24 protein-coding genes, 1 tRNA gene and 1 pseudogene are annotated in these 23,854 nt (G+C 67.5%); 19 read left to right on the top strand and 7 right to left on the bottom strand.

Going from position 1 to position 23,854, the window contains the following annotated elements:
• The first annotated feature begins 5 nt into the window (after positions 1–5).
• The 5 genes from ACYVLQ_RS13990 (at position 6) to ACYVLQ_RS13970 (ending at position 4,647) form a co-directional block, all read left to right on the top strand.
• On the top strand, positions 6–491 hold the full coding sequence (locus ACYVLQ_RS13990) for a TM2 domain-containing protein (protein ID WP_460697880.1): 486 nt from the start codon (positions 6–8) through the stop codon (positions 489–491).
• 246 nt (positions 492–737) lie between these two features.
• Positions 738–1,535: a transporter substrate-binding domain-containing protein gene (locus ACYVLQ_RS13985; protein ID WP_460697879.1), complete on the top strand. Its 798-nt coding sequence runs from the start codon at positions 738–740 to the stop codon at positions 1,533–1,535.
• A 3-nt stretch (positions 1,536–1,538) separates the two neighbouring features.
• Positions 1,539–2,207 (top strand): amino acid ABC transporter permease, encoded by a 669-nt coding sequence (locus tag ACYVLQ_RS13980; RefSeq protein WP_460697878.1) that lies wholly within the window; start codon positions 1,539–1,541, stop codon positions 2,205–2,207.
• 104 nt (positions 2,208–2,311) lie between these two features.
• On the top strand, positions 2,312–3,733 hold the full coding sequence (pyk, locus tag ACYVLQ_RS13975) for a pyruvate kinase (RefSeq protein WP_460697877.1): 1,422 nt from the start codon (positions 2,312–2,314) through the stop codon (positions 3,731–3,733).
• Positions 3,734–3,735: 2 nt separating this feature from the next.
• Entirely contained in the window at positions 3,736–4,647 is a 912-nt protein-coding gene (locus tag ACYVLQ_RS13970; protein ID WP_460697876.1) for an acyl-CoA thioesterase, read from the top strand.
• A gap of 54 nt (positions 4,648–4,701) precedes the next feature.
• Here the strand turns inward: ACYVLQ_RS13970 and ACYVLQ_RS13965 are convergent, their stop codons facing one another.
• The 3 genes from ACYVLQ_RS13965 to ACYVLQ_RS13955 form a co-directional block, all read right to left on the bottom strand.
• Complete coding sequence (locus ACYVLQ_RS13965; RefSeq protein ID WP_460697875.1) at positions 4,702–5,064, bottom strand: hypothetical protein; 363 nt, start codon at positions 5,062–5,064, stop codon at positions 4,702–4,704.
• A 157-nt stretch (positions 5,065–5,221) separates the two neighbouring features.
• Positions 5,222–5,845, bottom strand: a complete 624-nt coding sequence (locus ACYVLQ_RS13960; protein WP_460697874.1) for an arsenate reductase/protein-tyrosine-phosphatase family protein — start codon at positions 5,843–5,845, stop codon at positions 5,222–5,224.
• 137 nt (positions 5,846–5,982) lie between these two features.
• Complete coding sequence (locus ACYVLQ_RS13955) at positions 5,983–6,495, bottom strand: phenylacetaldoxime dehydratase family protein (protein ID WP_460697873.1); 513 nt, start codon at positions 6,493–6,495, stop codon at positions 5,983–5,985.
• A gap of 161 nt (positions 6,496–6,656) precedes the next feature.
• Here ACYVLQ_RS13955 and ACYVLQ_RS13950 point away from each other — a divergent pair, with 161 nt between their 5' ends.
• Positions 6,657–7,109, top strand: a complete 453-nt coding sequence (locus tag ACYVLQ_RS13950) for a hypothetical protein (protein ID WP_460697872.1) — start codon at positions 6,657–6,659, stop codon at positions 7,107–7,109.
• Between the two features lie 18 nt (positions 7,110–7,127).
• On the opposite strand, the gene ACYVLQ_RS13945 is transcribed toward ACYVLQ_RS13950, so the two are convergent.
• A tRNA-Leu gene (locus ACYVLQ_RS13945) sits at positions 7,128–7,214 on the bottom strand.
• A gap of 201 nt (positions 7,215–7,415) precedes the next feature.
• Here ACYVLQ_RS13945 and ACYVLQ_RS13940 point away from each other — a divergent pair.
• The 8 genes and pseudogenes from ACYVLQ_RS13940 (at position 7,416) to ACYVLQ_RS13905 (ending at position 17,300) form a co-directional block, all read left to right on the top strand.
• A complete protein-coding gene (locus ACYVLQ_RS13940) occupies positions 7,416–8,042 on the top strand; it encodes an ANTAR domain-containing response regulator (RefSeq protein WP_460697871.1) in 627 nt (208 codons plus the stop codon).
• A 215-nt stretch (positions 8,043–8,257) separates the two neighbouring features.
• Positions 8,258–9,493 carry a branched-chain amino acid ABC transporter substrate-binding protein gene (locus ACYVLQ_RS13935; RefSeq protein WP_460697870.1) on the top strand — a complete coding sequence of 412 codons (1,236 nt, stop codon included), beginning with the start codon at positions 8,258–8,260 and terminating at the stop codon, positions 9,491–9,493.
• 98 nt (positions 9,494–9,591) lie between these two features.
• Positions 9,592–10,626 carry a branched-chain amino acid ABC transporter permease gene (locus ACYVLQ_RS13930; protein ID WP_460697869.1) on the top strand — a complete coding sequence of 345 codons (1,035 nt, stop codon included), beginning with the start codon at positions 9,592–9,594 and terminating at the stop codon, positions 10,624–10,626.
• The gene (locus tag ACYVLQ_RS13925; RefSeq protein ID WP_460697868.1) at positions 10,623–11,858 is read left to right on the top strand and encodes a branched-chain amino acid ABC transporter permease; all 1,236 of its coding nucleotides are present in this window, start codon (positions 10,623–10,625) and stop codon (positions 11,856–11,858) included. The genes ACYVLQ_RS13930 and ACYVLQ_RS13925 overlap by 4 nt, the downstream gene beginning before the upstream one ends.
• Positions 11,855–12,814 (top strand): annotated as a pseudogene (locus ACYVLQ_RS13920) (ABC transporter ATP-binding protein); the annotation flags it as partial. The gene ACYVLQ_RS13925 and the pseudogene ACYVLQ_RS13920, both read left to right, overlap by 4 nt.
• 153 nt (positions 12,815–12,967) lie before the next feature.
• Positions 12,968–13,663: an ABC transporter ATP-binding protein gene (locus ACYVLQ_RS13915; protein WP_460698250.1), complete on the top strand. Its 696-nt coding sequence runs from the start codon at positions 12,968–12,970 to the stop codon at positions 13,661–13,663.
• 90 nt (positions 13,664–13,753) lie between these two features.
• Positions 13,754–16,498 carry a DNA polymerase I gene (gene polA / locus ACYVLQ_RS13910; RefSeq protein ID WP_460697867.1) on the top strand — a complete coding sequence of 915 codons (2,745 nt, stop codon included), beginning with the start codon at positions 13,754–13,756 and terminating at the stop codon, positions 16,496–16,498.
• Positions 16,499–16,865: 367 nt separating this feature from the next.
• Complete coding sequence (locus ACYVLQ_RS13905; RefSeq protein WP_460697866.1) at positions 16,866–17,300, top strand: 2-keto-3-deoxygluconate kinase; 435 nt, start codon at positions 16,866–16,868, stop codon at positions 17,298–17,300.
• Positions 17,301–17,399: 99 nt separating this feature from the next.
• On the opposite strand, the gene trxA is transcribed toward ACYVLQ_RS13905, so the two are convergent.
• Positions 17,400–17,777, bottom strand: coding sequence for a thioredoxin (gene trxA, locus ACYVLQ_RS13900; RefSeq protein WP_460697865.1), 378 nt, complete (start codon positions 17,775–17,777; stop codon positions 17,400–17,402).
• Between the two features lie 45 nt (positions 17,778–17,822).
• Complete coding sequence (locus ACYVLQ_RS13895; protein ID WP_460697864.1) at positions 17,823–18,338, bottom strand: 2'-5' RNA ligase family protein; 516 nt, start codon at positions 18,336–18,338, stop codon at positions 17,823–17,825.
• A gap of 145 nt (positions 18,339–18,483) precedes the next feature.
• Here ACYVLQ_RS13895 and ACYVLQ_RS13890 point away from each other — a divergent pair, with 145 nt between their 5' ends.
• The 5 genes from ACYVLQ_RS13890 to ACYVLQ_RS13870 all read left to right on the top strand — a co-directional run bounded on the left by ACYVLQ_RS13890 (position 18,484) and on the right by ACYVLQ_RS13870 (position 22,927).
• Positions 18,484–19,578 carry an isocitrate/isopropylmalate dehydrogenase family protein gene (locus tag ACYVLQ_RS13890; protein ID WP_460697863.1) on the top strand — a complete coding sequence of 365 codons (1,095 nt, stop codon included), beginning with the start codon at positions 18,484–18,486 and terminating at the stop codon, positions 19,576–19,578.
• 121 nt (positions 19,579–19,699) lie between these two features.
• A complete protein-coding gene (locus ACYVLQ_RS13885) occupies positions 19,700–20,635 on the top strand; it encodes an ABC transporter substrate-binding protein (protein ID WP_460697862.1) in 936 nt (311 codons plus the stop codon).
• Positions 20,636–20,640: 5 nt separating this feature from the next.
• A complete protein-coding gene (locus ACYVLQ_RS13880) occupies positions 20,641–21,561 on the top strand; it encodes an amino acid ABC transporter permease (RefSeq protein WP_460697861.1) in 921 nt (306 codons plus the stop codon).
• Between the two features lie 38 nt (positions 21,562–21,599).
• Positions 21,600–22,352 (top strand): amino acid ABC transporter ATP-binding protein, encoded by a 753-nt coding sequence (locus ACYVLQ_RS13875; protein ID WP_460698249.1) that lies wholly within the window; start codon positions 21,600–21,602, stop codon positions 22,350–22,352.
• Between the two features lie 101 nt (positions 22,353–22,453).
• Positions 22,454–22,927, top strand: coding sequence for a DUF4383 domain-containing protein (locus ACYVLQ_RS13870; protein ID WP_460697860.1), 474 nt, complete (start codon positions 22,454–22,456; stop codon positions 22,925–22,927).
• On the opposite strand, the gene ACYVLQ_RS13865 is transcribed toward ACYVLQ_RS13870, so the two are convergent.
• Positions 22,928–23,833, bottom strand: a complete 906-nt coding sequence (locus ACYVLQ_RS13865) for a LysR family transcriptional regulator (protein WP_460697859.1) — start codon at positions 23,831–23,833, stop codon at positions 22,928–22,930.
• Positions 23,834–23,854: the final 21 nt, after the last annotated feature.

Here is a 23,854-nt window from a genome sequence, read left to right as displayed (position 1 = left end):
CCTGAGTGACCGACCCCTACCAGCAGCAGCCGGGATACGGGCCGCAGTACGGCGCGCCCGGAACCGGCCCGGGCATGGGGCAGCCCGGGCAGCAGCCGATGGGGCAACCCGCCGGGCCGCCCATGGATGCGTACGGCCAGCCGAACCCTTACGGGCAGCCGCAGTACGGCCAGCCCTACGGCGCGCCCGGCGGCTATCCCCCCGCGCCGTACGGCATGCCGGGCATGGACCCGGAGGCGCCGTTCGGCCGCAATATGTACGGCGAGCCGTACTCCGACAAGTCGAAGATGGTGGCGGGCCTGCTGCAGATCTTCCTCGGCAGCTTCGGCGTCGGCCGCTTCTATCTCGGCTACCCCGGCCTGGCCGTCGGCCAGATCGCGGTCACCTGGCTGACCTGCGGTCTCGGCGGCATCTGGCCCCTCATAGACGGCATCATGATCCTGACCGGCAAGGTCCGCGACCAATACGGCAGGCCCCTCCAGGAAAGCTGAACGGGTCCGGCGCTGAGCGTCCCCCGTACCTGCGCCGCGTGAGTAACCTGATCCCCGCCTCACGGCCCCAGGGGGCCGAGAGGCGGGGAATGCAAGAGATTGAGTGGCCGTGTGGCTCGGGGTGTGTGGCCGAATGGCTCGGGTGTGTAGCCGAATCGCTCAGGGTGTGTGTGGCTGAATCGCTCGGGGTGCGTGTAATTGTGTGTCGGTGTTGTCGCATGTCGTAGGCTGTGGCGGTTCTGTGTCGTGCGCGTGGGGACTGCCCGCGCCCGCTGGAGAGGTACCCCATTGCGCCGCAAGCTGTTCGCCGCCGTGCTCGCCATCGCCGCCGCCACGGGGTTGACCGCCGCCTGTAGCAGCAACGACCCGAACGTGTTGAAGGTCGGCACCGAGGGCACCTACGCGCCGTTCAGCTTCCAGGGGCCCGACGGCAATCTCACCGGCTACGACGTCGAGGTGGTGCAGGCGGTCGCCGGGAAGCTCGGCAAGCGCGTCGAATTCGTGCAGACCCCGTGGGACGCCATCTTCGCGGGCCTGGAGTCCAAGCGCTTCGACCTGGTCGCCAATCAGGTGACCCTGAGCCCCGAGCGCGAGCAGAAGTACTCGCTGTCGCAGCCGTACACCACCTCCGACGGCGTCATCGTCACCCGCGCCGACAACTCCGGCATCGCCGCCCTCGGCGACCTCAACGGCAAGACCTGCGCGCAGTCCTCGACCAGCAACTGGAGCAAGGTCGCCGCGGGCGTCGGTTGCAAGGTGGAGGCGGTGGAGGGCTTCGTGCAGGCCGTCCAGCTGCTGAAGGACGGCCGCGTCGACGCCACGGTCAACGACACGCTGGCGGTCGGCGCCTACACCAAGCAGAACGGCCAGGGCAGCGTGAAGGTCGCGGGCAAGACCGGCGAGACCAGCCGCCAGGCCTTCGCCGCCCGCAAGGATTCCGGCGGCCTGACCACCGACGTCAACGGCGCCTTGGACGCGCTGCGCGCCGACGGCACCCTGGCGCGGATCTCCGACAAGTACTTCGGAACCGACGTCAGCAAGTAGCGCATGGACCCCGCCACCTGGGAACTCATTCGCCACAACCTGCAGCCGATGCTGCAGGCGACGGTCACCAAGACCCTGCCGCTGACCGCCGTCAGCTTCTCGATCGGCCTGGTGCTCGCGCTGTTCGTGGCGCTGGCGCGGATGTCGAAGGTGTGGCCGGTTGCGGCGGCGGCCCGGTTCTACATCTCGATCATTCGCGGCACGCCGCTGCTGGTGCAGCTGTTCATCGTGTTCTACGCGCTGCCGCAGCTGAATATCGTCATCGATCCGTTCCCTGCGGCGGTGATCGCCTTCAGCCTCAACGTAGGCGGCTACGCGGCGGAGGTGATTCGCGCGGCGATTCTGTCGGTCGCGCACGGCCAGTGGGAGGCGGCGCAGGCGCTGGGCCTGTCGCAGGCGCAGACCCTGGGCTCGATCATCCTGCCGCAGGCCTCGCGCATCGCGGTGCCGCCGCTGTCGAACACGCTCATCTCGCTGGTGAAGGACACGTCGCTGGCCTCCACCATCCTGGTAACCGAACTGTTGCGGACGGCGCAATTGGCGGCCGCGCCGACCTTCGATTTCTTCGCTCTCTACGGGGTCGCGGCAATCTACTACTGGGTAATCTGCCTCATCCTCGGATTCGCGCAAACGCGCCTGGAAACCCGGCTTGCGCGGCATGTCGCCAGGTGACGCCGGTCATATAGGTCCAGTGACCGGGATCATAGGTTCGCACTATTGATAGCGAAGGGTATGCCCAGTCAGCGCGGCTCGTTCGGCAGGACTACGCTCGACTCGTGATGCGACGGACAAAAATTGTTTGCACCCTCGGACCGGCTACCGCCTCCGAGGACCGGATTCGCGAACTTGTCGAAAGCGGCATGGACGTGGCCCGGTTGAACTTCAGCCATGGCGAGCACTCCGATCACGCTGAGAACTACCGGAAGGTCCGCAAGGCCGCCGACCAATTGGGCCGCGCCGTAGGCATTCTCGCGGATCTGCAGGGACCGAAGATCCGGCTGGGCAGATTCATCGAAGGCAAGACCACCTGGGCGACGGGGGAGGAGGTGCGCATCACCGTCGACGACGTGGAGGGCACCCACGATCGCGTCTCCACCACCTACGGCCAGCTGGCCGAGGACGCCAAGGCGGGCGACCGCCTGCTCGTCGACGACGGCAAGGTCGGCCTGACCGTGGTCCGCGTGGACGGCAACGACGTGGTCTGCCGCGTCACCGAGGGCGGCCCGGTCTCCAACAACAAGGGCGTCTCGCTGCCCGGCATGGACGTATCGGTCCCGGCCCTGTCCGAAAAGGACATCGCAGACCTGGAATTCGCGCTGCAGCTGGGCGTCGACTTCATCGCGCTGTCCTTCGTGCGCTCCCCGTCGGACGTGGAGCTGGTGCACGACATCATGGACCGCGTCGGCCGCCGCGTGCCGGTGATCGGCAAGCTGGAGAAGCCCGAGGCCATCGACAACCTCGAGGCGATCGTGCTGGCCTTCGACGCGATCATGGTCGCGCGCGGCGACCTCGGCGTGGAGCTGCCGCTCGAGCAGGTGCCGCTGGTGCAGAAGCGCGCCATCCAAATGGCAAGGGAGAACGCCAAACCCGTCATCGTGGCCACCCAGATGCTGGAGTCGATGATCGGCAATTCGCGGCCCACCCGCGCGGAGGCCTCCGACGTGGCCAACGCGGTGCTCGACGGCGCCGACGCGGTGATGCTGTCGGGCGAGACCTCGGTCGGCCAGTACCCGATCGAGACGGTGCGGACGATGGCCCGCATCGTGCACGCCGTGGAATCCGAATCCTCCGCCCAGGTGCCGCCGCTGACCCACGTGCCCCGCACCAAGCGCGGCGTGATCTCCTACGCCGCACGCGATATCGGCGAGCGGCTCAACGCCAAGGCGCTGGTGGCCTTCACCCAGTCCGGGGACACGGTGCGCCGCCTGGCCCGCCTGCACACCACGCTGCCGCTGCTGGCCTTCACGCCGCTGCCGGAGGTGCGCAGCCAGCTGGCGCTGACGTGGGGCGTGGAGACGTTCATCGTGCCGCCGGTCGGCACCACCGACGAGATGATCGGCCAGGTCGACAAGGAACTGCTGTCGCTGAACCGGTACACCAAGGGCGACCTGGTGGTGATCGTGGCCGGTTCGCCGCCGGGTACCGTTGGCTCCACCAACCTCATCCACGTGCACAGGATCGGCGAAGAGGACCACTGAAAGTGAATGCGTCACTGGGCGAATCCACCGACACCGGTACGAGCGACCTACAGGTGCTGCTCGGGCTGCTCGATCTGGAGCAGACCGGCGAGGACACCTTCCTCGGACAGCATCCGGAGAAGGTGTGGAGCCGGACCTTCGGCGGGCAGTTGGTGGCGCAGGCCATCATCGCGGCCGGTCGCACGGTGGCCACCGACCCGGCCCGGCCGCAACGCCCGGTGCACGCGATCAACGCCCATTTCGTGCGCGGCGGTGACGTGAAGAAACCGATCGAGTACCGCGTGGAACGCCACCGCGACGGCCGCTCGTTCGCGAACCGGACCGTCACCGCCTACCAGGGCGACCAGGAGCTGTTCGTCATGCTGGCGGCCTTCCAGGACTCCGCCAAGGGCCTGGAGCACGCCGTCCCACAGCCGCAGGTGCCCGATCCCGACAGCCTGCCCCGGGTGGAGGAGTCCTTCGCCGGTCTCGAGGACCGGCTGCAGATGTTCGTCAACGCCCCGCACCCGATCGATATGCGCTACACCAACGACACGGCGTGGACCCTCAAGGGCACCGGCGGGACGCTGGAATACAACCGGGTCTGGATGCGGGCCGACGGCGCCCTGCCCGACGATCCGCTGATTCACGTTGCGACGCTGGGATATTCGTCGGACACCACCGTGCTCGATTCGATCATCACCACACACGGCCTGTCGTGGGGCTTCGACCGCATCGTCGCCGCCACGGTGAACCACTCGATGTGGTTCCATCGTCCGTTCCGCTTCGACGACTGGGCCCTGTACGCGACCCAGTCGCCCGTCGCCGCGGGCTCCCGCGGCCTGGCCACCGGCCACTTCTATTCGCGCGCCGGAGAATTGCTCGCCACCGTCGTCCAGGAGGGCGTCATCCGCCACTTCCCACCCCGCAGCTGAACCCCCGGCCTGCGGCCCAGCACGCCCGTTCCCGGCCCGCTTTTGGGCCGGGATCTAGATCAACTCCCGATTTTCTTCCATATCGAAACTTTCGCGTTGCAGGGCGTGCAGCGAATAGGGAACGGCGTCCTCGTTCGAAATGCTCAGCATCAGTTGCTGTTCCAGGGCCGACAGGTTGGCCTCGGTGAGCAGTTTCTTGTCGCCCACCAGGCTCAGCGCGATCTCGTAGGTGCGGCGGTCGCCCGGGTCGGTGCCGGGATGGTCCAGGAGCCACTGGGTTTCGAGCAGCGGGTGCGGCTGCTGATCGGAGTCGAGCGGAAGGGTGAAGCGCCAGGCGAACACGTCGCGCTCGGCCACGTGGTCGTCGACCACGCGGCGCACGGTTTCCACGACACGTTCGAGGGTTTCGGCTGTCACATAAACATGGAGCGAAACATCCGAAATGCGTTTCGGCATGTCGTTCAGTCCTGTTCTTGTGTCGAATCCGTCGGCGGGAGTATCCGGCCGGGAGTGTAGTCCCTCTTTACCCGAAATGGGGAGGACACATGCGTGTCCGGGAGTTTTGCCGGATCCCTCAGGCGTGACGGCCGATTCGGATGGCGTCCACGTACGGCGGTTCGCTGCGGCCGCCGGGCAGCACCACCAGCCGCGGCCGCCCGTGCGCGTCGGCGCCGCGGCCCTGGTGAATGTGCAACGCCAGCAACAGCGGTACCAGCGCCTGCGCGATGCGATCGCCGACCTCGCAGTACCTCTCGGCCGACAGACCCACCGGATCGGCGATGTTCTCGCGGCCGACCAGCGCGAGATCGTCACGGGCGCGGTCGATTTCGGCGATGGTGCGGGCGCCGCTGACCTTCGCGATACGGTGCGCCTCGAGCAGCGTGAACGCCCGGCCCGCGGCCGCGGGCACCAGGGCGACGACGTCGTCGCGGATCTGCTCGGCCATTGCCAGCACCAGATCCGCGCCCTCGACCATGGCGGGTTTGAGTTTACGGGCCTTGAAATCGCTCGGATCCGCGCCGAGCCCGCTGATCGTTTCGGCGGCAAGCGGATCCGCGCCGAATCCCACCAGCGCTCGGGTCCCGGTGCTTTCCGCGGTCAGGTCGTCGAGCCCGTGTTCGGCCGCCAGGGCGCGCGTGAGGCGTTCGGCGATGACCGACCGGCACACGTTGCCGTTGCAGACGAACAGGACATGCATGGCAGTACGGTAGAACGCGAGAAACAAAACGAATAGCACGAAAAGTCCGAAACCCGCTGATTTATTTCGATGTTCATCCCGGCGTAGCGAGTCGTTTGCCGCCGCTGGCCCGAGTGACGGATAGCCGGAAATTGATCTCATTCGGAATCGTCTGGGTAATAGGCGCTTTCGCGAACCACGGGCGCCACCGTCGGCGTCCCCTGACGCACCCGCCCGCGCGCGGAGAACAGGCGTCCGCGCATAGCCACGGTGGGCGCTACCCGGCCGAGCCCGGTCGGGGTGGTCATATCGTCGTACATGGTGTCGATGCCGCCGCGCATGAAATACGCCTCGTGCCAGAATCCGGTGCCGCCGGAGTCGCGCAGGAACCGCTGCCACCATTCGCGGTGCGGCTCGGAGCGCGTCCAGCGTTCCAGGCTGTCGAGATCGCGCCAGTACTGCCGGGCGCCCCAATGCGGCGGGAACAGCGACCAGATGACGTCCTCGTGCAGCAGCAGCCCGTCGGGCCGGTCGCGATGCGACCGATACAACTTGGGCCCGAGGCCCAGCAGGCGCAGTACGCCGCGGGGCTTTCGCACGCGCATGCCGAGATAGATGACGACCAGGTCCGGATATCCGGACAGGTCCGCCGTCAGCCGGTTCACCCGCATACGTGCATTCTCCACTCGAGTCGGCGTCGTGTGCTGTCACTGGGATTACGGAGACGGCGCGGTCGCGGTTCGATGCGGTCGTGCGCTCGGACCGCGGCGCCGGGGACGGGAAATCTGGCAGTATGGCGGCCCGACGTTCGGAATCTTCGAAGGGACGCCCCATGGCGCAATGGCCGCAACTGGACCCGGTGCAGCAGAACGATCTGCTCGAGCAGATGACCTCTCTGGTGGTCGACGCGCTGGCACCCGGCTGGCGCCAGGTGATGATCGACTTCCGCGCCGTCGGCAAGAACATCGATGTCGCGGTCGGTGTACTCGACCCGCACGGCACCTATCAGCTGTGGGATCCACCCGGCGAGGTCTGGCGCATGTTCCAACGGCTTCGCGGTGGAATGTACGAGCAGGGTGAGGGGACATGGTTCTCGGCGAGATTCACCATCGATCCCCCGTCGCGATACTCCGTCCAGTACAACTGGACGAACGAGCCCGACTTTCGGCCCTACCCCTCCCCGGACGACTTCGCATTGGAGCAGGAACGGTTCCCGCGCACCGAGGCTTTCATGCCGCCCTGGTTCAGGCGGGGACTCGCCGCCGCGGGCATCGTGGAGAGCTGAAATGCTTTGTGCCTGACCTGGTGCCGAGTGTGGGACTCGAACCCACACGTCCGTGAGGACAACGGTTTTTGAGACCGTCGCGTCTGCCAGTTCCGCCAACTCGGCGCACCGGGTGGAAATCATAGCCGGTGTGTACCCCGGTGACCGAATCGGTGTGACGATTACCGGTCGGCGCTGGGTAGATGGGTTCTGGTCGAGGTTGAACTGTACGCTTTAGGGCACTCGGGAGTGTGGGCCGGTCCGGCAAGGGTGGGGCGGACGGGCGCGCGGCGAGTATTTGGCATCGGAATCACGAGGGGTCTATCTATGGGAACGACAGCAGGGGGCGCGGGCGCGAAGAAGGACGCGGCGACCGCCGCCAAGCGGGTGGTGGTGGCCGAGGATGAGGCGCTCATCCGGATGGACCTGGTGGAAATGCTCTCCGAGGAGGGCTATCAGGTGGTGGGCGAGGCGGGCGACGGTCAGCAGGCGGTCGACCTGGCCGAGGAACTGCGCCCCGACCTGGTGATCATGGACGTCAAGATGCCGCGTCGCGACGGCATCGACGCGGCGGCCGAGATCGCGACGAAACGCGTTGCGCCGGTGGTGATTCTGACCGCCTTCAGCCAGCGCGACCTGGTGGAGCGGGCGCGCGACGCGGGGGCGATGGCGTACCTGGTGAAGCCGTTCACCAAGTCGGATCTGGTCCCGGCGATCGAACTGGCGGCCAGTCGCTTCCACGAGATCACCGCACTGGAGGGCGAGGTGGCGAGCCTGGCCGACCGGTTGGAGACCCGCAAGCTGGTCGAGCGGGCCAAGGGGGTGCTGATGCAGACCCAGGGGCTCTCGGAGCCGCAGGCGTTCAAATGGATTCAGCGCACCGCGATGGATCGCCGCACCACGATGAAGGCGGTCGCCGAGGTGGTGTTGGAGAACCTGACGCCGAAATCGTAGTACCGGGTGCCGTTGCACACTGCGCATTGATTGCCGGAAATTAACGCCGCGGCAACACCCCCGGATAAATACTCGGGATCGAAGTCACATAAATGACTCGAATGTGATGCAGAGCTAACGTCGCGCCGCTATGTTCTGAGCCGGGCCGACATGGTCGGCCCCCTCGGCGATCCCGAGGGTCAGCAGGACATAGAGGTGTAATCGTGCTTGGTTCAATGACGCGGAGGGTCGCACGTAGCCGTGTGACCCGTGGCGCGCTGGTGATCGGAGCCGCGGCGGTGCTAGCGGTGGCCGGGTGTAGCAGCAAGTCGACAGATAACGGCTCCGGCGGCGATTCCGGCGCCGGAGGACTGAAGATCACCCCGCTGGTCCAGGTCGACAAGGACGGCAAGGAAGTCCCGGCGGCCGATACGTCCGCGGCCGCCGATCCCGCCGGCGACGGCAAGACGAAATGCGCGCCCGAGACATCGATCGCCATGGCGGGCCCGCTGACCGGGCCGAACGCCAACCTCGGCCTCAATATCGTCCGGGGTGTGAAGCTCGCGCTGGACAAGCACAACAAGGCCAACGCCGACTGCCAGGTCAAGCTCAAGGAATTCGACACCGAAGGCAATCCGCAGAAGGCCGGTCAGGTGATCGACCGCATCCTCGGCGACCAGTCGATCGTCGCGCTGATCGGGCCGACGTTCTCCGGCGAGACGAAGGCGACGGGCCAGCGGATCAGCGATACCGGCCTGCTGTCGCTGACCCCGTCGGCCACCAACGTCGACCTCACCAAGAACGGCTGGAAGACCTTCTTCCGCGGCCTCGGCAACGACGGCATCCAGGGTCCGTCGGTGGCGAAATACCTGCAGGGCACCGGCAAATACAAGAAGATCTGCGTGGTCCAGGACAACACCGACTACGGCACCGGCCTGGCGAAATCGCTGACCGAGACGCTCGGCCCGCTGGCCGATCCGAGCTGCGCGGTGAATGTGAAGGAAGGCGACAAGGACTTCTCGGCCGCGGTGTCGAAGCTGTCGTCGGCGCAGCCGGACGGCATCTTCTACGCGGGCTATTACGCCGAGGCCGCGCCGCTCGTGCAGCAATTGCGGTCCGGCGGGGTGACGGCGACGTTCATCTCCGACGACGGCACCAAGGACGTCGAATTCGTCAAGCAGGCCGGTAACGCGTCCAAGGACGCGGTGGTGTCGTGCCCGTGCGGCCCGGCGCCGGACAAGTTCGCCGAGGAATACAAGGCGCTGAGCGGATTCGAGGCGGGCACCTATTCGACCGAGGGCTACGACCTCTCCACGATCGTGCTGAAGGGCCTGGCCCAGGGCAAGGTGTCGCGCGCGGACCTGGTCGAGTATGTCCGCACCTACGAGGGCCAGGGTGTGGCCCGCCAGTACAAGTGGGATCCGACCGGTGAATTGACCAATGCGCTGATCTGGATGTACCAGGTCAAGTAGCGTTCTCGATTCGAAACAGCGTGTGCCCGGCCTGCCGATAGCCCGATTACACGGGCACCCGCCGGGCGCACGCTGGTTTTTCCACAATGAGGGTAACGATGAGTTCAGGTCTGGCCGATGCGACCTTGCTTGCCAACGGCTCCATCGATTTCAACGTCTCCGGTGTCGTCGATCAGTTCTGGCGGCTCACGGTCGACGGATTGACGTACGGTTCCATCTACGCGCTGGTCGCGGTCGGATACACCCTGGTTTTCGGGGTGCTGCTGCTGATCAATTTCGCGCATTCGGAAATATTCATGCTGGGTCTGTTCGGGCAGCTGGTGGGGTTGATGCTGCTCGGGTTCGCGGCCAGCGGTGACATCTATTCGCAAGGGACGGCGCTGACGGTCGTCTATCTCGGGGCGGCCATGATCGTCGGCATGCTGGTATCCGGGGGAGCGGCGGTCGGATTGGAGCGCGTGGCTTACCGGCCGCTGCGAAGACGCGGGGCGAAACGGCTGATCTTCCTGATCACCGCGATCGGGATGTCGTTCGTGCTGCAGGAATTCGTGCACTACGTGCTGCCGAAGATCGATCCGGATCTCGGCGGCACCAATGCCCAGCAGCCGATCATCCTGGTCCGGCCGACCGACGCGTTCCACGTTTTCGACGCCTCGGTGACCAACGTGGCGCTGGTGATCGTCTTCTCCGCGGTGATCCTGGCGGTCATTACCGACTTGGTCATCAACAGAACGAAATTCGGCCGCGGCATACGCGCGGTGGCCCAAGACCCGGACACCGCGACGCTGATGGGTGTGTCGCGGGAACGGGTCATCATGCTCACCTTCCTGATCGGCGGCCTGCTCGCGGGCGCCGCCGCGATGCTGTACACGCTCAAGATCCCCAACGGCATCATCTACTCGGGCGGATTCATCCTGGGCATCAAGGCATTCGCCGCCGCGGTGCTCGGCGGTATCGGCAATCTGCGCGGCGCGCTGCTGGGCGGGCTGCTGCTGGGCCTGGCGGAGAACTACGGCCAGATCCTGTTCGGCACCGAATGGCGCGACGTGGTCGCGTTCGTACTGCTGGTGGCGGTGCTGATGTTCCGGCCGACCGGAATCCTCGGCGAGAGCCTGGGGAGGTCACGGGTATGACTACCGCGACGCAGGAACCGGAGGAGAAGGCGGCACGGCCCATGCACGGCATCGGCGACGCGCTGCGCTCGTGGTGGGACGGACTGTCGCGGCCCATGCAGTGGGCCGTCGGCGTCCCGGCCGTCGTGGCGCTGGCGTTGCTGCCGCTGTTCCCGCCGCCGCTGCTGGATACCCCCGGCACGAGTTTCGGCGGCGTGATGGCTCAGTTCGCCATGTACGCGCTGATCGCGATCGGTCTGAATGTCGTTGTGGGACAGGCGGGTCTGCTGGACCTGGGCTACGTCGGCTTCTACGCGGTCGGCGCGTATTCGGTCGGACTGCTCACCAGTCCGAACAGTCCGTGGAACCAGACCGACGGCGGCTTCCTGAATTCCCGGTGGGCCTGGCTGGCGTGTGTGCCGCTGGCGATCGTGCTGACCGCGATGTCGGGTCTGATCCTGGGCACACCCACGTTGCGCCTGCGCGGCGACTATCTCGCGATCGTCACGCTCGGGTTCGGCGAGATCGTGCGGCTGCTGGCCGACAACCTCGGCGACATCACCAACGGCAGCCTGGGGCTGGCGGGTATCGCCTATCCGCGACTGGGCGAATCGGAGAGCCATCCCACCGGGTACTTCTCCTCGGGCAATCTCGGCGACTCGGATTCGTGGAATCTGCTGGACCGCGCCAACTCCGGCACCTGGTGGTTCTGGATCGGCATGGTGCTGGTGATCCTGGTGCTGCTGATGGTCGGCAATCTGGAACGCAGCCGGGTCGGTCGCGCGTGGGTGTCGATCCGCGAAGACGAGGACGCCGCGGAGATGATGGGCGTGCCGACGTTCAAGTTCAAACTGTGGGCGTTCACCATCGGCGCCGCGATCGGCGGCCTGTCGGGCGCGCTGTTCGCGGGGCAGGTGCAGTTCATCAACCCGACCGGATTCAACATCATCAACTCGATGCTGTTCCTGTGCGCGGTCGTGCTCGGCGGGCAGGGCAACAAGCTGGGCGTGCTCGTGGGCGCGTTCCTGATCGTCTACCTGCCCAACCGGCTCATGTCGATCGAGGTCGGCGGGCAGTCGCTGGGCGACTACAAGTATCTGTTCTTCGGACTCACTCTGGTGGTGGTCATGATCTTCCGTCCGCAGGGGCTGTTCCCGGTGCGGCAGAAACTGCTGGCCTATGGCCGTCAGGTGTACCAGGCGGTGCGGCGGCCGGCGGCGCCGCCGGCCATGGGCGAGGGAGCGGGACGATGACCGGGCCGGGCGCGGGTGGCGCGCTGTTCGACAACGAGGATATGGCGGCCGGGTACGCCGAGGCGCCGGAGGCGGCGCCGAGCGCGGGTGTGGTCGAGGTCAGCGACGTACTGCCGGAGCTGGCCGATGCCGGGGCCGTGGCCGAGGTGGTGGCGCCCACCCGCGTGATCGAAACCGAGGTCGGCGCACCGCTTTTGAGCACGGAGGGCCTGACCGTGCGGTTCGGCGGCCTCACCGCGCTCGACGAGGTGAGCTTCGAGATCCGCCGCGGCGAGATCCTCGGGCTCATCGGCCCGAACGGGGCGGGCAAGACGACCTGCTTCAACGCCATCACCGGGATCTACCGGCCCGCGGCGGGGCGGGTGTTCTTCGACGGGCGGCCGCTGACCAAGACCAAGCGCAACGAGATCACGCGGCTCGGCATCGCCCGGACCTTTCAGAACATCCGGCTGTTCGGCGAGATGACGGCGCTGGAGAACGTGGTGGTCGGCACCGACGCGCGGCACCGAACCTCGGTGCCCGGGGCCACCTTTCGCACGGCGCGGCATCGGCGCGAGGAACACGACGCCATCGAGCGCGGCATGGCGCTGCTGGAGTTCGTGGGCATCGCGCCGCGGGCGGTCGAGAAGGCGCGTAACCTCTCCTACGGCGATCAGCGCCGCTTGGAGATCGCCCGCGCGCTGGCCACCGAGCCCAAGCTGCTCTGCCTGGACGAGCCCGCGGCCGGGTTCAATCCGAGCGAGAAGTCGGCGCTGATGGATCTGATCCGCAAGATCCGTGACGACGGGTTCACCGTGCTGCTGATCGAGCACGACATGCGGCTGGTGATGGGCGTGACCGACCGGATCGTGGTGCTGGAGTTCGGCCGCAAGATCGCCGACGGGCTGCCGGAGGAGATCCGGAACGATCCGGCGGTCATCGCGGCCTATCTGGGCGTTCCCGACGACGAGGTCGCCGAAACAGGAGGCGCGGCAGCGGATGTGTCGGATTCCGCTGCCGGCGTCACGGAGCCCTCGGTCGTCGCGGAATCTCCCTCCCGCAAGCCGGGCTCCCCGCTCGTCGTCCCCGCGAATGCGGGGACCGACCAACCGCTGCTGGTGGTCGAGGACATGGTCGTCAACTACGGCAGAATTCAAGCGCTGCACGGCATCTCGCTGCGGGTGACGCAGGGCGAGCTGGTGACACTGCTGGGCGCCAACGGCGCCGGGAAGACCACCGCCATGCGGGCGCTGTCCGGGCTGCTGCCGCTCACCAGCGGCCGAATCCTTTTCGAGGGCAAGGACATCACCCGGATGAAGGCGCACGAGCGGGTGGTCACGGGGCTCATCCAGGCGCCGGAGGGCCGCGGCGTGTTCCCCGGCATGACGGTGCAGGAGAACCTCGACATGGGTTGTCACGCCCGGCCCTTCAGGGAGCGCTCGGAGTACGCCAAGACCCTCGCGTGGGTGTTCGAGTTGTTCCCGCGGCTGGCCGAGCGGCGCAAACAGGTGGGCGGCACGCTGTCCGGCGGCGAGCAGCAGATGCTGGCCATCGCCCGCGCCCTGATGGCGCGGCCGAAGCTGCTGCTGCTCGACGAACCGTCCATGGGCCTGGCGCCGATGGTGATCAAGCAGATCTTCCGCATCATCGGGGAGATCAACGCGCAGGGCACCACGGTGCTGCTGGTCGAACAGAACGCCCAGCAGGCGCTGACCCGCAGCGACCGCGCCTACATCCTGGAGACCGGCGAGGTCACCAAGACCGGGTCCGGACGGGAGTTGTTGACCGATCCGGCGGTGAAGTCGGCGTATCTCGGCGTCGCCTAGGAATCGCGCACGGCGGAGGGGTGTTGCCGATGTGTCCCACGTCATCCCCGGTGCCCCCGCTTGTCGGTGCCTGTACATAGACTCAGGGCCGTGACTCCAGCGACCACCGATCAGCGCCCGAGCAGTGTGTCCGCAGCGACCCCGAATGCCCCCGGTGAGCGGCCCACGCTGTTGCTGCTGGACGGGCACTCGCTGGCTTACCGCGCCTTCTACGCGCTGCCCGCGGAGAACTTCAAGACCGTCACCGGGCAGACCACCAACGCGGTCTACGGCTTCACCGCCATGCTGATCAACCTGCTGCGCGATGAGAAGCCCACCCACGTGGCGGCCGCGTTCGACGTCAACCGCAAGACCTTCCGCACCGAGGCCTACCCGGAGTACAAGGCCAACCGCATCACCACCCCCGACGAGTTCCGCGGCCAGGTGGAGGTCACCCAGGAGGTGCTCGGCGCGCTCGGCATCCCGACGATGCAGCTCGAGGGCTACGAGGCCGATGACATCATCGCCACCCTGGCCACTCAGGCTGTGCCGCAGGGCTATCGAGTGCTGATCGTCACGGGTGACCGGGACGCGCTGCAACTGGTCAACGACGATGTCACCGTGCTGTACCCGAAGAAGGGCGTCTCCGAGCTGACCCGGTTCACCCCCGCCGCGGTGGCGGAGAAGTACGGGCTGACCCCGGCCCAATACCCGGATTACGCCGCCCTGCGCGGCGACCCGAGCGACAACCTGCCCGGCATTCCCGGCGTGGGAGAGAAGACCGCGGCCAAGTGGGTGCGCGAGTTCGGCGACCTGGCCACGCTGGTGGACCGGGTGGACCAGGTGAAGGGCAAGGTCGGTGACGCGTTGCGCGCCAACCTGTCCAGCGTGGTGCTCAACCGTCAGCTCACGGAGATGGTCAAGGATGTCGCGCTGCCCTACACCCCCGAGCAGCTGGCCCAGCAGCCGTGGGACCGCGACCGGATCCACCGCCTGTTCGACGACCTGGAATTCCGGGTGCTGCGCGACCGGCTCTTCGAGACCCTGGCCCCGCCGGAGCCGGAGGCCGAGGGCGGCTTCGAGATCAGCGGCGGCGCGGTGGCTCCCGGCGCCGTGGCCGACTGGCTCGCCGAACACGCGAAAGCCGGTGTGCGGCACGGTATTTCCGTCGTGGGCACCGGTACCCCATTCCAGGGCGATGTGAAGGCGATAGCGCTCTCGGCGGCCGACGGCGAGGGCGGCTACTTCGACGTCATCGGTCTGACCCCGGAGGACGAGCGGGCCCTGGGCGCCTGGCTCGCCGACCCGGCGACGCCGAAGGCCGTGCACGAGGCCAAGGCCGCCAAGCATGCGCTGCGCGGCCGCGGTTGGACGCTCGCGGGCCTCACCAGCGATACGGCGCTGGCCGCCTATCTCGTCCGCCCGGGCCAGCGCACCTTCAACCTCGACGACCTGTCGCTGCGCTACCTGTCGCGCGAGCTGCGGGTCGAGTCGCCCGACGACACCCAGCTGTCCCTACTCGACGACGAGGACCAGGTCGACGCCGAGCTCGCGCAGACCGAGATCCTGCGCGCCCGTGCGGTCTCCGATCTCGCCGACGCCTTCGACAGCGAGCTCGAGGGCATCGAATCCACCCGGCTGCTCACCGAGATGGAGCTGCCGCTACTCGGCGTGCTGGCCCAGCTCGAGGAGGCGGGCATCGCGGTCGACATCGACGAACTGCAGCAACTGCAGTCCGAATTCGCCGACCGCGTCGCCGACGCGGCCAACGCCGCCTACGAGGTGATCGGCAAGCAGATCAACCTCGGCTCGCCGAAGCAACTGCAGGTGGTGCTGTTCGACGAGCTCGACATGCCCAAGACCAAGCGCACCAAAACCGGCTACACCACCGACGCCGACGCGCTGGAGTCGCTGTTCGAGAAGACCCAGCACCCCTTCCTGGAACACCTGCTGGCCCACCGCGACGCGACCAGGCTGAAGGTGACCGTCGACGGGCTGCTGAAGTCGGTCGCCGACGACGGCCGCATCCACACCACCTTCAACCAGACCATCGCCGCCACCGGACGGCTCTCCTCCACCGAGCCGAATCTGCAGAACATCCCGATCCGCACCGACACGGGCCGCCGCATCCGCGACACCTTCGTCGTCGGCCCCGGCTTCGAATCGCTGATGACCGCCGACTACAGCCAGATCGAGATGCGGATCATGGCGCACCTGTCCAAGGACGCCGGGCTGATCGAGGCCTTCAATTCGGGCGAGGACCTGCACACCTTCGTCGCCTCCAAGGCCTTCGACATTCCGCTCTCCGAGGTGCACCCGGAGATGCGCCGCCGCATCAAGGCGATGTCCTACGGCTTGGCCTACGGGCTGTCGGCCTACGGCCTGTCGCAGCAGTTGAAGATCACCCCCGACGAGGCGAAGGCGCAGATGGAGGTCTATTTCGACCGCTTCGGCGCCATCCGCGACTACCTGCGCGACGCCGTCGACCAGGCCCGCAAGGTCGGCTACACCGAGACTCTGTTCGGGCGCCGCCGCTACCTGCCCGACCTGGACTCCAGCAACCGTCAGCGCCGCGAGGCCGCCGAGCGGATGGCCCTCAACGCCCCCATCCAGGGCACCGCCGCCGACATCATCAAGGTCGCGATGATCAACGTGCAGCACGCCATCCAGGACGCGGGGCTGAAATCGCGGATGCTACTGCAGATTCACGACGAGCTGGTCTTCGAGGTCGCCCCCGGTGAGCGGGATGCCCTGCAATCCCTTGCCCGGGAACACATGTCGAGGGCCATCGATCTGTCGGTGCCGCTGGAAGTGTCGGTGGGAGTCGGGCGTAGCTGGGACGCTGCGGCGCACTAGAGGGTTGTCCAGCCCGGTCATCGGGCGTTGGTATCCCGTTCACGAAACGGTGTGACGAAGTTACTCGTGGGTTCCGCGGGTATGTGGTTGCCAACGGGCAGCGAAGTCCATATTGTCGTTGCCGTGCCGAATCCCGCCGCAAGCCACAGTGCAGCGCCGAACGTCGCCGACCGCGACCGCGCTGCCCGCCTTCCGCTGACCGCGATGGTGGCTGCCGCACGACTTCTCGTAGTACCTCGCCGTAGCGAGGTCTGATTCGGACCGGCCCCCTCGCTGCGGCCGTACAGATTTATTGCGCTGGTCCCCTTCTGTCATTTCAGACACGACTGTCACTCAGACACGACAAGGTTCGGGAAGACCTAGTTCAATGACGATCACAATCGACACACATGACTTCATCACCGCTGCGCCCAAGGGCCTGCGGACCGAATGCACGGGACTGAGTCCCGCCGAGTTCTACGACCGCCTGTGCGGACACACCGGACCGGTGCAACTCAGCGACTGGAGCCGGGCGGGGCACCGGCACGGCGGCGAGTACACCGCGACCCTGGAGTTCGCCGATCACCTGCGGACCGTGGTTTCGGCGGGCAGCCCGGTGGCGGCGCTCACCTCCGCCCTCTACGACGAGGGCTTCCCGGTGGAGATCCTGAAGTTCCACCAGCGGCGCACCGAATCCGGCACGGCCACCTTCGTGCAGTGCGAATTCAACGGCCGCCGGGGCTGGGGCGCCGCCGTCGCCGACGACGGCGCCGAATCCGCCGTCCGGGCGATGATCGCCGGGGTCAACAAGCTGGGCGGCTGAGGCCGGGGGTTCCATACGCCGATGCCGCGAGACCCTGTTCGGATCTCGCGGCACCGACGGGATGCGGAGGCGGCGCGCGAAGCGACAGACCGGCCCGGCCTAGCTCTGCTCCGGCTGCGCCTGCTGTTCGGCGATCTGCTTGCGGACCTCGTCCATGTCGAGGGCCTTCACCTGGGTGACCAGGTCCTCGAGCGCGCTCGCCGGCAGCGCGCCCGGCTGCGCGAACACCAGCACACCCTCCCGGAACGCCATGATGGTCGGGATGGAGCGGATGTTCGCCGCCGCGGCCAGACTCTGCTCGGCCTCGGTGTCGACCTTGCCGTGGACGACGTCGGGGTGGCTCTCCGAGGACTTCTCGAAGGTCGGCGCGAACTGCTTGCACGGGCCGCACCAGTCGGCCCAGAAGTCGACGAGCACCACGTCGTTTCCGGTGACGACCTCGTCGAAGTTCTGCGTGGTCAGGGTCTGGGTGGCCATGGGATCCTCTCGTCGTGGTGCCCCGTACAACGTCGGGCACGTCGGTTATCTTCCGCTTCCGCGTGCGACCGGCCATTCACGCCGGTAATCGCCGTCCCAACGTCTGATACCCACCACCGTAGTGGGGAAATCACGATCGCTCGCCACCGCGTCGACGGCCGTCGCGAGATGCTGGGGATTCACTCGCCGCGCGAGGGTCACGTGCGGGGTCCACGCGTCGGGCCGCACATTCGCCGGAATCCCGGGGCACTGCGCGATCACCGAGAACAGTCGCCGCTGCAGATCCAGCAGTTCCGTCGTGGGCACCACCAGCCGGACCAGGACCGGGCGGCGCGCGCCGAAGAGCACCAGCCCGCCGAGCCGGACCGGGAGCGGGTGGAACTCCTCGGCGGCGAGGGCCTTGTCGAGGCGCGGCCAGATCTCCCGGGCCACCGCCACCGTGACATGCGGACGGCGCTCGGCGGCGGGGCTGTGCACGCCCGCCTCCGCCAGCACCCGCCACTGCCGACGAACCTCCGCCTCGGCGGTGTCGTCCAGCAGAAGTTCGACGGACTGAACCATGGCCTAGGCCAAGTTACCTGGTCGCGAACCACTCTTCGCCATTCCGGCGTGCTTTCGGCCGGAATCGTCGGTGCCGGGTGCGGGGTGCGGCAGGCGGGGCGCCCCCGGCCACTATCGGGCAAACCGCGCAGTCGAGGATGGTGCCGTGACCGAACGAAGTGGCAACGAACGAGGACGACCGCGGCTGGGGTTGATCGAGGGGGACGGGATCGGTCCGGAGGTTGTGGGCGCGACCCGCGAGGTGGTCGACGAGGCGCTGGTCGCCGTCGGCGCACCCGGGATCGACTGGATGCCATTACTCATGGGGCACAAGGCGATCGAGCAGTTCGGCGATCCGCTGCCCGAGTCGACGCTGCGGACGCTGGAGCGGCTCGACGCCTGGATTCTGGGCCCGCACGACAACGCCTCCTACGCCCCCGAGCACCGCACCGGCGCCCCTCCCGGCGGCGCCATCCGCAAGCGGTTCGGCCTGTTCGCCAACATCCGCCCGGCGCGGGCATTCGCGGGCGTGCGCGCGGCTGCCGATATGGACTTGGTGATCGTGCGCGAGAACAGCGAGGGCCTCTACGCCGATCGCAATATGTTCGCCGGATCGGGCGAGTTCGCGCCCACCCCGGACGTGGCGCTGTCGGTCGGTGTGGTGACCCGGGCCGCCTGTGAGCGTATCGCGCACGAGGCCTGCCGCCTCGCCGCCGCCCGCCGTCACCGCCTGACCATCGTGCACAAGGCGAACGTGCTGCCGATGACGATGGGCCTGTTCCGGGACGTCTGCTACGAGGTGGCCGCCGAGTATCCGGGCGTGGTGGCCGACGACGAGCACGTCGACGCCGCGGCCGCGCACCTGGTGCGCGCCCCCGGCGATTACGACGTGCTGGTGACCGAGAACCTCTTCGGCGACATCCTGTCCGACCTCGCCGGTGAACTGAGCGGGTCGCTCGGCCTCGCCGCCTCGCTGAACTGCTCGGCCACCCGGGCGATGGCACAGGCGGTACACGGCGCGGCGCCGGCCCTGGCGGGACACAATCGGGCCAATCCGGCCGCGCTGCAGCTATCGGCGGCAATGCTGTTGCGGTGGTTGGGTTCTCGTCGGGCCGACCGCGGCCTGTCGCAGGCGGCGGACCATATCGAGCGGGCCGTCGCGGCCACCGTCGCCGCGGGCATCGCCACCGCGGATCTGGGCGGGCTGGCCTCGACCGCCGAATTCACCGAACAGGTGCGGGCCCGGCTGCATCGGTGGTGATATAGGGTTTCGAACTCGGCGTGTAAGGGCCTGCGCCGTATCCGGTGCGGATTAACCTTCGGTAACCGACCGACACAGTCGGTCCGAATCGCCTAAATTTCGAACGGCGGGAGACCTCCACATGTCGCCCGCCCAAACATGGAGGGCTGCTGTGTCTGTTCGAATCGGTGCCCGCGGGGTTGCTCTGCGGGCCGTCTGTTTACTCGCCGGCGGTGCGCTGGCGTTGGCCGGCTGTACCAAGAACACCGAGGACAATGCGCCTACGGCGGAGAAGATCCAGGTCGCCAAGGTCGACGCGATCGCCGCGAAGCTGCCCGACAAGGTGAAGCAGTCCGGCAAGCTGGTGGTCGGGGTGAACATCCCGTATCAGCCCAACGAATACAAGGACGCCTCCGGCCAGATCGTCGGCTACGACGTCGACCTGATGAATGCGGTGGCGCAGGTGCTCGGCGTCCGGGCCGAGTACCAGGAGTCGGACTTCGAGAAGATCATTCCCGCGATCCAGGCCGGTACCTACGACACGGGCATGTCGTCGATGACCGATACCAAGGAGCGCGAGCAGACGGTCGATTTCGTCGACTACTACAACGCGGGTATTCAGTGGGCGCAGCAGAAGGGCAAGCCCATCGACCCGAGCAACGCCTGCGGTAAGCGAGTGGCGGTGCAGCGCACCACCATCGAGGAGACCGAGGACGTGCCGAACAAGAGCAAGGCGTGCGAGGCGGCGGGCAAGCCCAAGATCGAAATCGTCGCCTTCGACGAGCAGAGCGCCGCGACCACGGCCCTGGTGCTCGGGCAGGTCGACGCGATGTCGGCCGATTCGCCGGTGACCGCGTACGCGATCAAGCAGAACCAGGACAAGATCGAGTCGGCGGGTCCGCTGTTCCAATCCCAGCCCTATGGCTGGCCCGTGCCCAAGGGCGCGCCGCTGGCTCCCGTGCTGCAGGAAGCCGTGCAGCATCTGATCGACTCCGGTGAGTACCGGCAGATCGCCGAGAACTGGGGCGTCCAGGAGGGTGCGATCACCAAGGCCACGATCAACGGCGCGGTGGGCTGACGCCGGTGAGTACGCACGACTCGGCGCCCACCGACCCGACGCCGATCAAGGCGGTGCCGCTGCGGCACCCGGGCCGGTGGATAGCCGCGGCGATCATCCTCGCGCTGCTGGCCCTGTTCATCTACGGCGCCGCCACCAACCCCGCCTACCGGTGGGACATCTACTGGAGGTACCTGTTCGATTCGCGGATCGAATCCGGCGTCCTGATCACGCTGGAGCTGACCGTCCTGGCCATGGCCATCGGTGTGCTGCTGGGCATGCTGCTGGCGGTGATGCGGCTGTCGCCGAATCCGGTGCTGCGCTCGGCGGCGTGGGTGTATCTGTGGATCTTCCGCGGCACGCCCGTGTACGTGCAACTGGTGTTCTGGGGCCTGTTCCCCTCGCTCTACAAGATCATCGATCTCGGTGTGCCGTTCGGGCCGCAGCTGCTGCACTGGAATATCCAGGACTGGCGGACGCCGTTCCTGTTCGCCATGATCGGCCTGGGCCTCAACGAGGCCGCCTATATGGCCGAGATCGTCCGCGCCGGAATCAATTCCGTGGGCGAGGGCCAGCGCGAGGCATCCACCGCGCTCGGTATGTCGTGGGGGCAGACCATGCGCCGCACGGTGTTGCCGCAGGCGATGCGGGTGATCATCCCGCCGACCGGCAACGAGCTGATCAGCATGCTGAAGACCACCTCGCTGGTGACCGCCATCCCGCTGACGACCGACGTGTACGGCCGGGCCCGCGACATCTATGCGGTCAACCTGCAGCCGATTCCGCTGCTGCTGGTGGCCGCCACGTGGTATCTGCTGGTCACCAGCGTGCTCATGGTGGGTCAGCACTATCTGGAGCGGTATTTCTCCCGGGGCGCCACCCGGCAGCTGACCGCGAAACAACTGCAGGCGCTGGCCGATGCCCAGATGTCGGAGGTGGGCAAATGACCGCGGCCGCGAGCACTCCCGCGAACGAAGCCGTCGCGATGATCCGCGCTGAGCAGGTGTGCAAGAGCTTCGGCGCGCTGCAGGTGCTCAAGGGCGTTTCGCTCGAGGTCGAGCGCGGCGAGGTGATGTGCCTGATCGGGCCGTCCGGCTCGGGCAAGTCGACATTCCTGCGCTGCATCAACCATCTGGAGCAGGTCAACGCCGGGCGGCTGTACGTCGACGGCGACCTGGTCGGCTATCAGGAGAAGGGTGGCAAGCTCTACGAGCTGCACCCGCGCGAGGCGGCCCGGCAGCGGCGCGATATCGGCATGGTGTTCCAGCACTTCAACCTGTTCCCGCACCGCACGGCGCTGGAGAACATCATCGAGGCGCCGACCCAGGTGAAGAAGCTGCGCAAGGCCGACGCCGTGACGCGGGCCAAGGAGCTGCTGGACCGGGTCGGGCTGCCCGAGAAGGCCGACGCCTACCCGGCGCAGCTGTCCGGCGGTCAGCAGCAGCGGGTCGCCATCGCCCGGGCGCTGGCAATGGATCCCAAACTGATGCTGTTCGACGAGCCGACCTCGGCCCTCGACCCGGAGCTGGTCGGCGAGGTGCTGGGCGTCATGCGCGAACTGGCCGCCTCCGGCATGACGATGGTGGTGGTGACCCACGAGATGGGCTTCGCCCGCGAGGTCGCCGACCAACTGGTCTTCATGGACGCGGGCGTGGTCGTGGAGGCGGGCAACCCCCGCGAAATGCTGGCCAACCCGGAGCACGATCGCACCAAGGCCTTCCTCTCCAGGATCCTCTAGCGCACCCCGGCCTCACCCCGGCCCGTGGTGGGGTTCCGTTCCCCGAAGGTGTCAACTACACTTTGTAGTAGAAATCTCCGCCGGGCTAATGGGAGGGCGTCATGGGTGCACGGGTGTTGGATGGGCGGCGAATCTCGGTGGGGCAGTGGAGTTTTCTGCAGTGGTCAGTCTTCGTGGTCGGCGTGGTGCATATCGTGTGGGCGATCGTGGGCTGGATCGCCGAGCCCAGCTTCGCCATCGGCCACCACGCGCCCGCCACGCCGGTGCTCGGCATGGACTACAACGGCTGGCACGCCGTGGCGGGACTGCTGCTGTTCACCCCGGCTCTCGGTGCGGCCCTGCGCAAGTCGTGGTCGGCCTGGTACTGCGTGGTCGCCGCGGTCGGCGGCGGTTTCGTGGTCGGCATCTGGGCGCTGTTCTCGCACCAGGTGTTGGTGCTCAGCTTCCCGAACCACCGCCTCGACGCCCTCGAGCACATCGTCACCGGCGTGGTGCTGCTGGCGTTGGTCGCAATCCAGGCGGTCCGGGACGGCGGCGCGCGTACCACCCTCGGATTGCCCACCGCCGCAAGGTGATCACAACGCCTCGGTGACCGAAAGGGCGATACGGAGTTGGCCCAGAAGGACTTTCGCTGCCGGGGCGGTGAGGCGGTCGGTGCGCCAGGCGAGGGCGAGTTGACCGCGGAGTTCGGGGTCGACGATCGGGAGGGTGCGGACGCCGAACGCGGCCGCCTCCTCGGGTGTCAGGGCGGGGACGACCGCCGTGCCGAGGCCGCGGGCCGCCAGTTGTAGCAGCAGCGGGGGAGCGGCCGCCTCGAAGGCGATATTGGGCTCGAAACCGGCTGTGGCACAGGCACGTTCGAACCGACCGCGGACGCCGGTGCCGCGGGTCAAGCAGATCAGCCGCCGGTCACGCAGCTCGTCGAGCATGATACTCCGACGAGGATCCGGGTCGTTGTCGGCCACGGCGGCGACGATCCGGGTGTCGAGCACGACATCGACCCCGATACGCGGGTCGAGATCGGCGCCGGTGAGTCCGACGAGTGCGATGTCGAGCGTGCCGCGCTCCAACTCGGCGAGCATCAGATCGGAATTGGTTTCGGTGAGGGTGATCTCGACCTGCGGATGATCGTCGTGGAAGTCCGCGAGCACGGACGCGACGTCGAATTCCCCCGTGGCGGCGCCGGATACCGTGCCGAGCCGGATGTGGCCACGCAGCAGCCCGCTGAACTCGTCGGCGGTGTGCCGGATCTGCTCGGCCGCCGCGAGCGCCGTGCGGGCGTGCGGCAGCACCGCGGCGCCCGCGGCGGTCGGGGTCACGGCCCGGCCCGAGCGGTCCAGCAGCCGCTGCCCCAGTTCCCGCTCCAACTGCCGGATCTGAGCCGACAATCCGGGCTGCGCCAGGTGCAGCCGGGCCGCGGCCCGGGTGAAGTTCGCTTCCTCGACCACGGTGACGAGGTAGCGCAGCTGCCGAAGTTCCATAACCGTGAATTCTAGCTACCA

This window comes from Nocardia thraciensis, assembly GCF_054782435.1.
This window is presented reverse-complemented; position numbering and strand designations above follow the sequence as displayed.

What these genes read in the sequence shown, in the direction of transcription:
- ACYVLQ_RS13980 (WP_460697878.1), top strand. Translation starts at nt 1,539, where the DNA reads ATGGACCCCGCCACCTGGGAACTCATTCGCCACAACCTGCAGCCGATG.
- ACYVLQ_RS13960 (WP_460697874.1), bottom strand. Translation starts at nt 5,845, where the DNA reads ATGCATGTCCTGTTCGTCTGCAACGGCAACGTGTGCCGGTCGGTCATC.
- ACYVLQ_RS13955 (WP_460697873.1), bottom strand. Translation starts at nt 6,495, where the DNA reads ATGCGGGTGAACCGGCTGACGGCGGACCTGTCCGGATATCCGGACCTG.
- ACYVLQ_RS13950 (WP_460697872.1), top strand. Translation starts at nt 6,657, where the DNA reads ATGGCGCAATGGCCGCAACTGGACCCGGTGCAGCAGAACGATCTGCTC.
- ACYVLQ_RS13940 (WP_460697871.1), top strand. Translation starts at nt 7,416, where the DNA reads ATGGGAACGACAGCAGGGGGCGCGGGCGCGAAGAAGGACGCGGCGACC.
- ACYVLQ_RS13935 (WP_460697870.1), top strand. Translation starts at nt 8,258, where the DNA reads ATGACGCGGAGGGTCGCACGTAGCCGTGTGACCCGTGGCGCGCTGGTG.
- ACYVLQ_RS13930 (WP_460697869.1), top strand. Translation starts at nt 9,592, where the DNA reads ATGAGTTCAGGTCTGGCCGATGCGACCTTGCTTGCCAACGGCTCCATC.
- ACYVLQ_RS13925 (WP_460697868.1), top strand. Translation starts at nt 10,623, where the DNA reads ATGACTACCGCGACGCAGGAACCGGAGGAGAAGGCGGCACGGCCCATG.
- ACYVLQ_RS13915 (WP_460698250.1), top strand. Translation starts at nt 12,968, where the DNA reads ATGGTCGTCAACTACGGCAGAATTCAAGCGCTGCACGGCATCTCGCTG.
- ACYVLQ_RS13905 (WP_460697866.1), top strand. Translation starts at nt 16,866, where the DNA reads ATGACGATCACAATCGACACACATGACTTCATCACCGCTGCGCCCAAG.
- trxA (WP_460697865.1), bottom strand. Translation starts at nt 17,777, where the DNA reads ATGGCCACCCAGACCCTGACCACGCAGAACTTCGACGAGGTCGTCACC.
- ACYVLQ_RS13895 (WP_460697864.1), bottom strand. Translation starts at nt 18,338, where the DNA reads ATGGTTCAGTCCGTCGAACTTCTGCTGGACGACACCGCCGAGGCGGAG.
- ACYVLQ_RS13885 (WP_460697862.1), top strand. Translation starts at nt 19,700, where the DNA reads ATGTCGCCCGCCCAAACATGGAGGGCTGCTGTGTCTGTTCGAATCGGT.
- ACYVLQ_RS13875 (WP_460698249.1), top strand. Translation starts at nt 21,600, where the DNA reads ATGATCCGCGCTGAGCAGGTGTGCAAGAGCTTCGGCGCGCTGCAGGTG.
- ACYVLQ_RS13870 (WP_460697860.1), top strand. Translation starts at nt 22,454, where the DNA reads ATGGGTGCACGGGTGTTGGATGGGCGGCGAATCTCGGTGGGGCAGTGG.
- ACYVLQ_RS13865 (WP_460697859.1), bottom strand. Translation starts at nt 23,833, where the DNA reads ATGGAACTTCGGCAGCTGCGCTACCTCGTCACCGTGGTCGAGGAAGCG.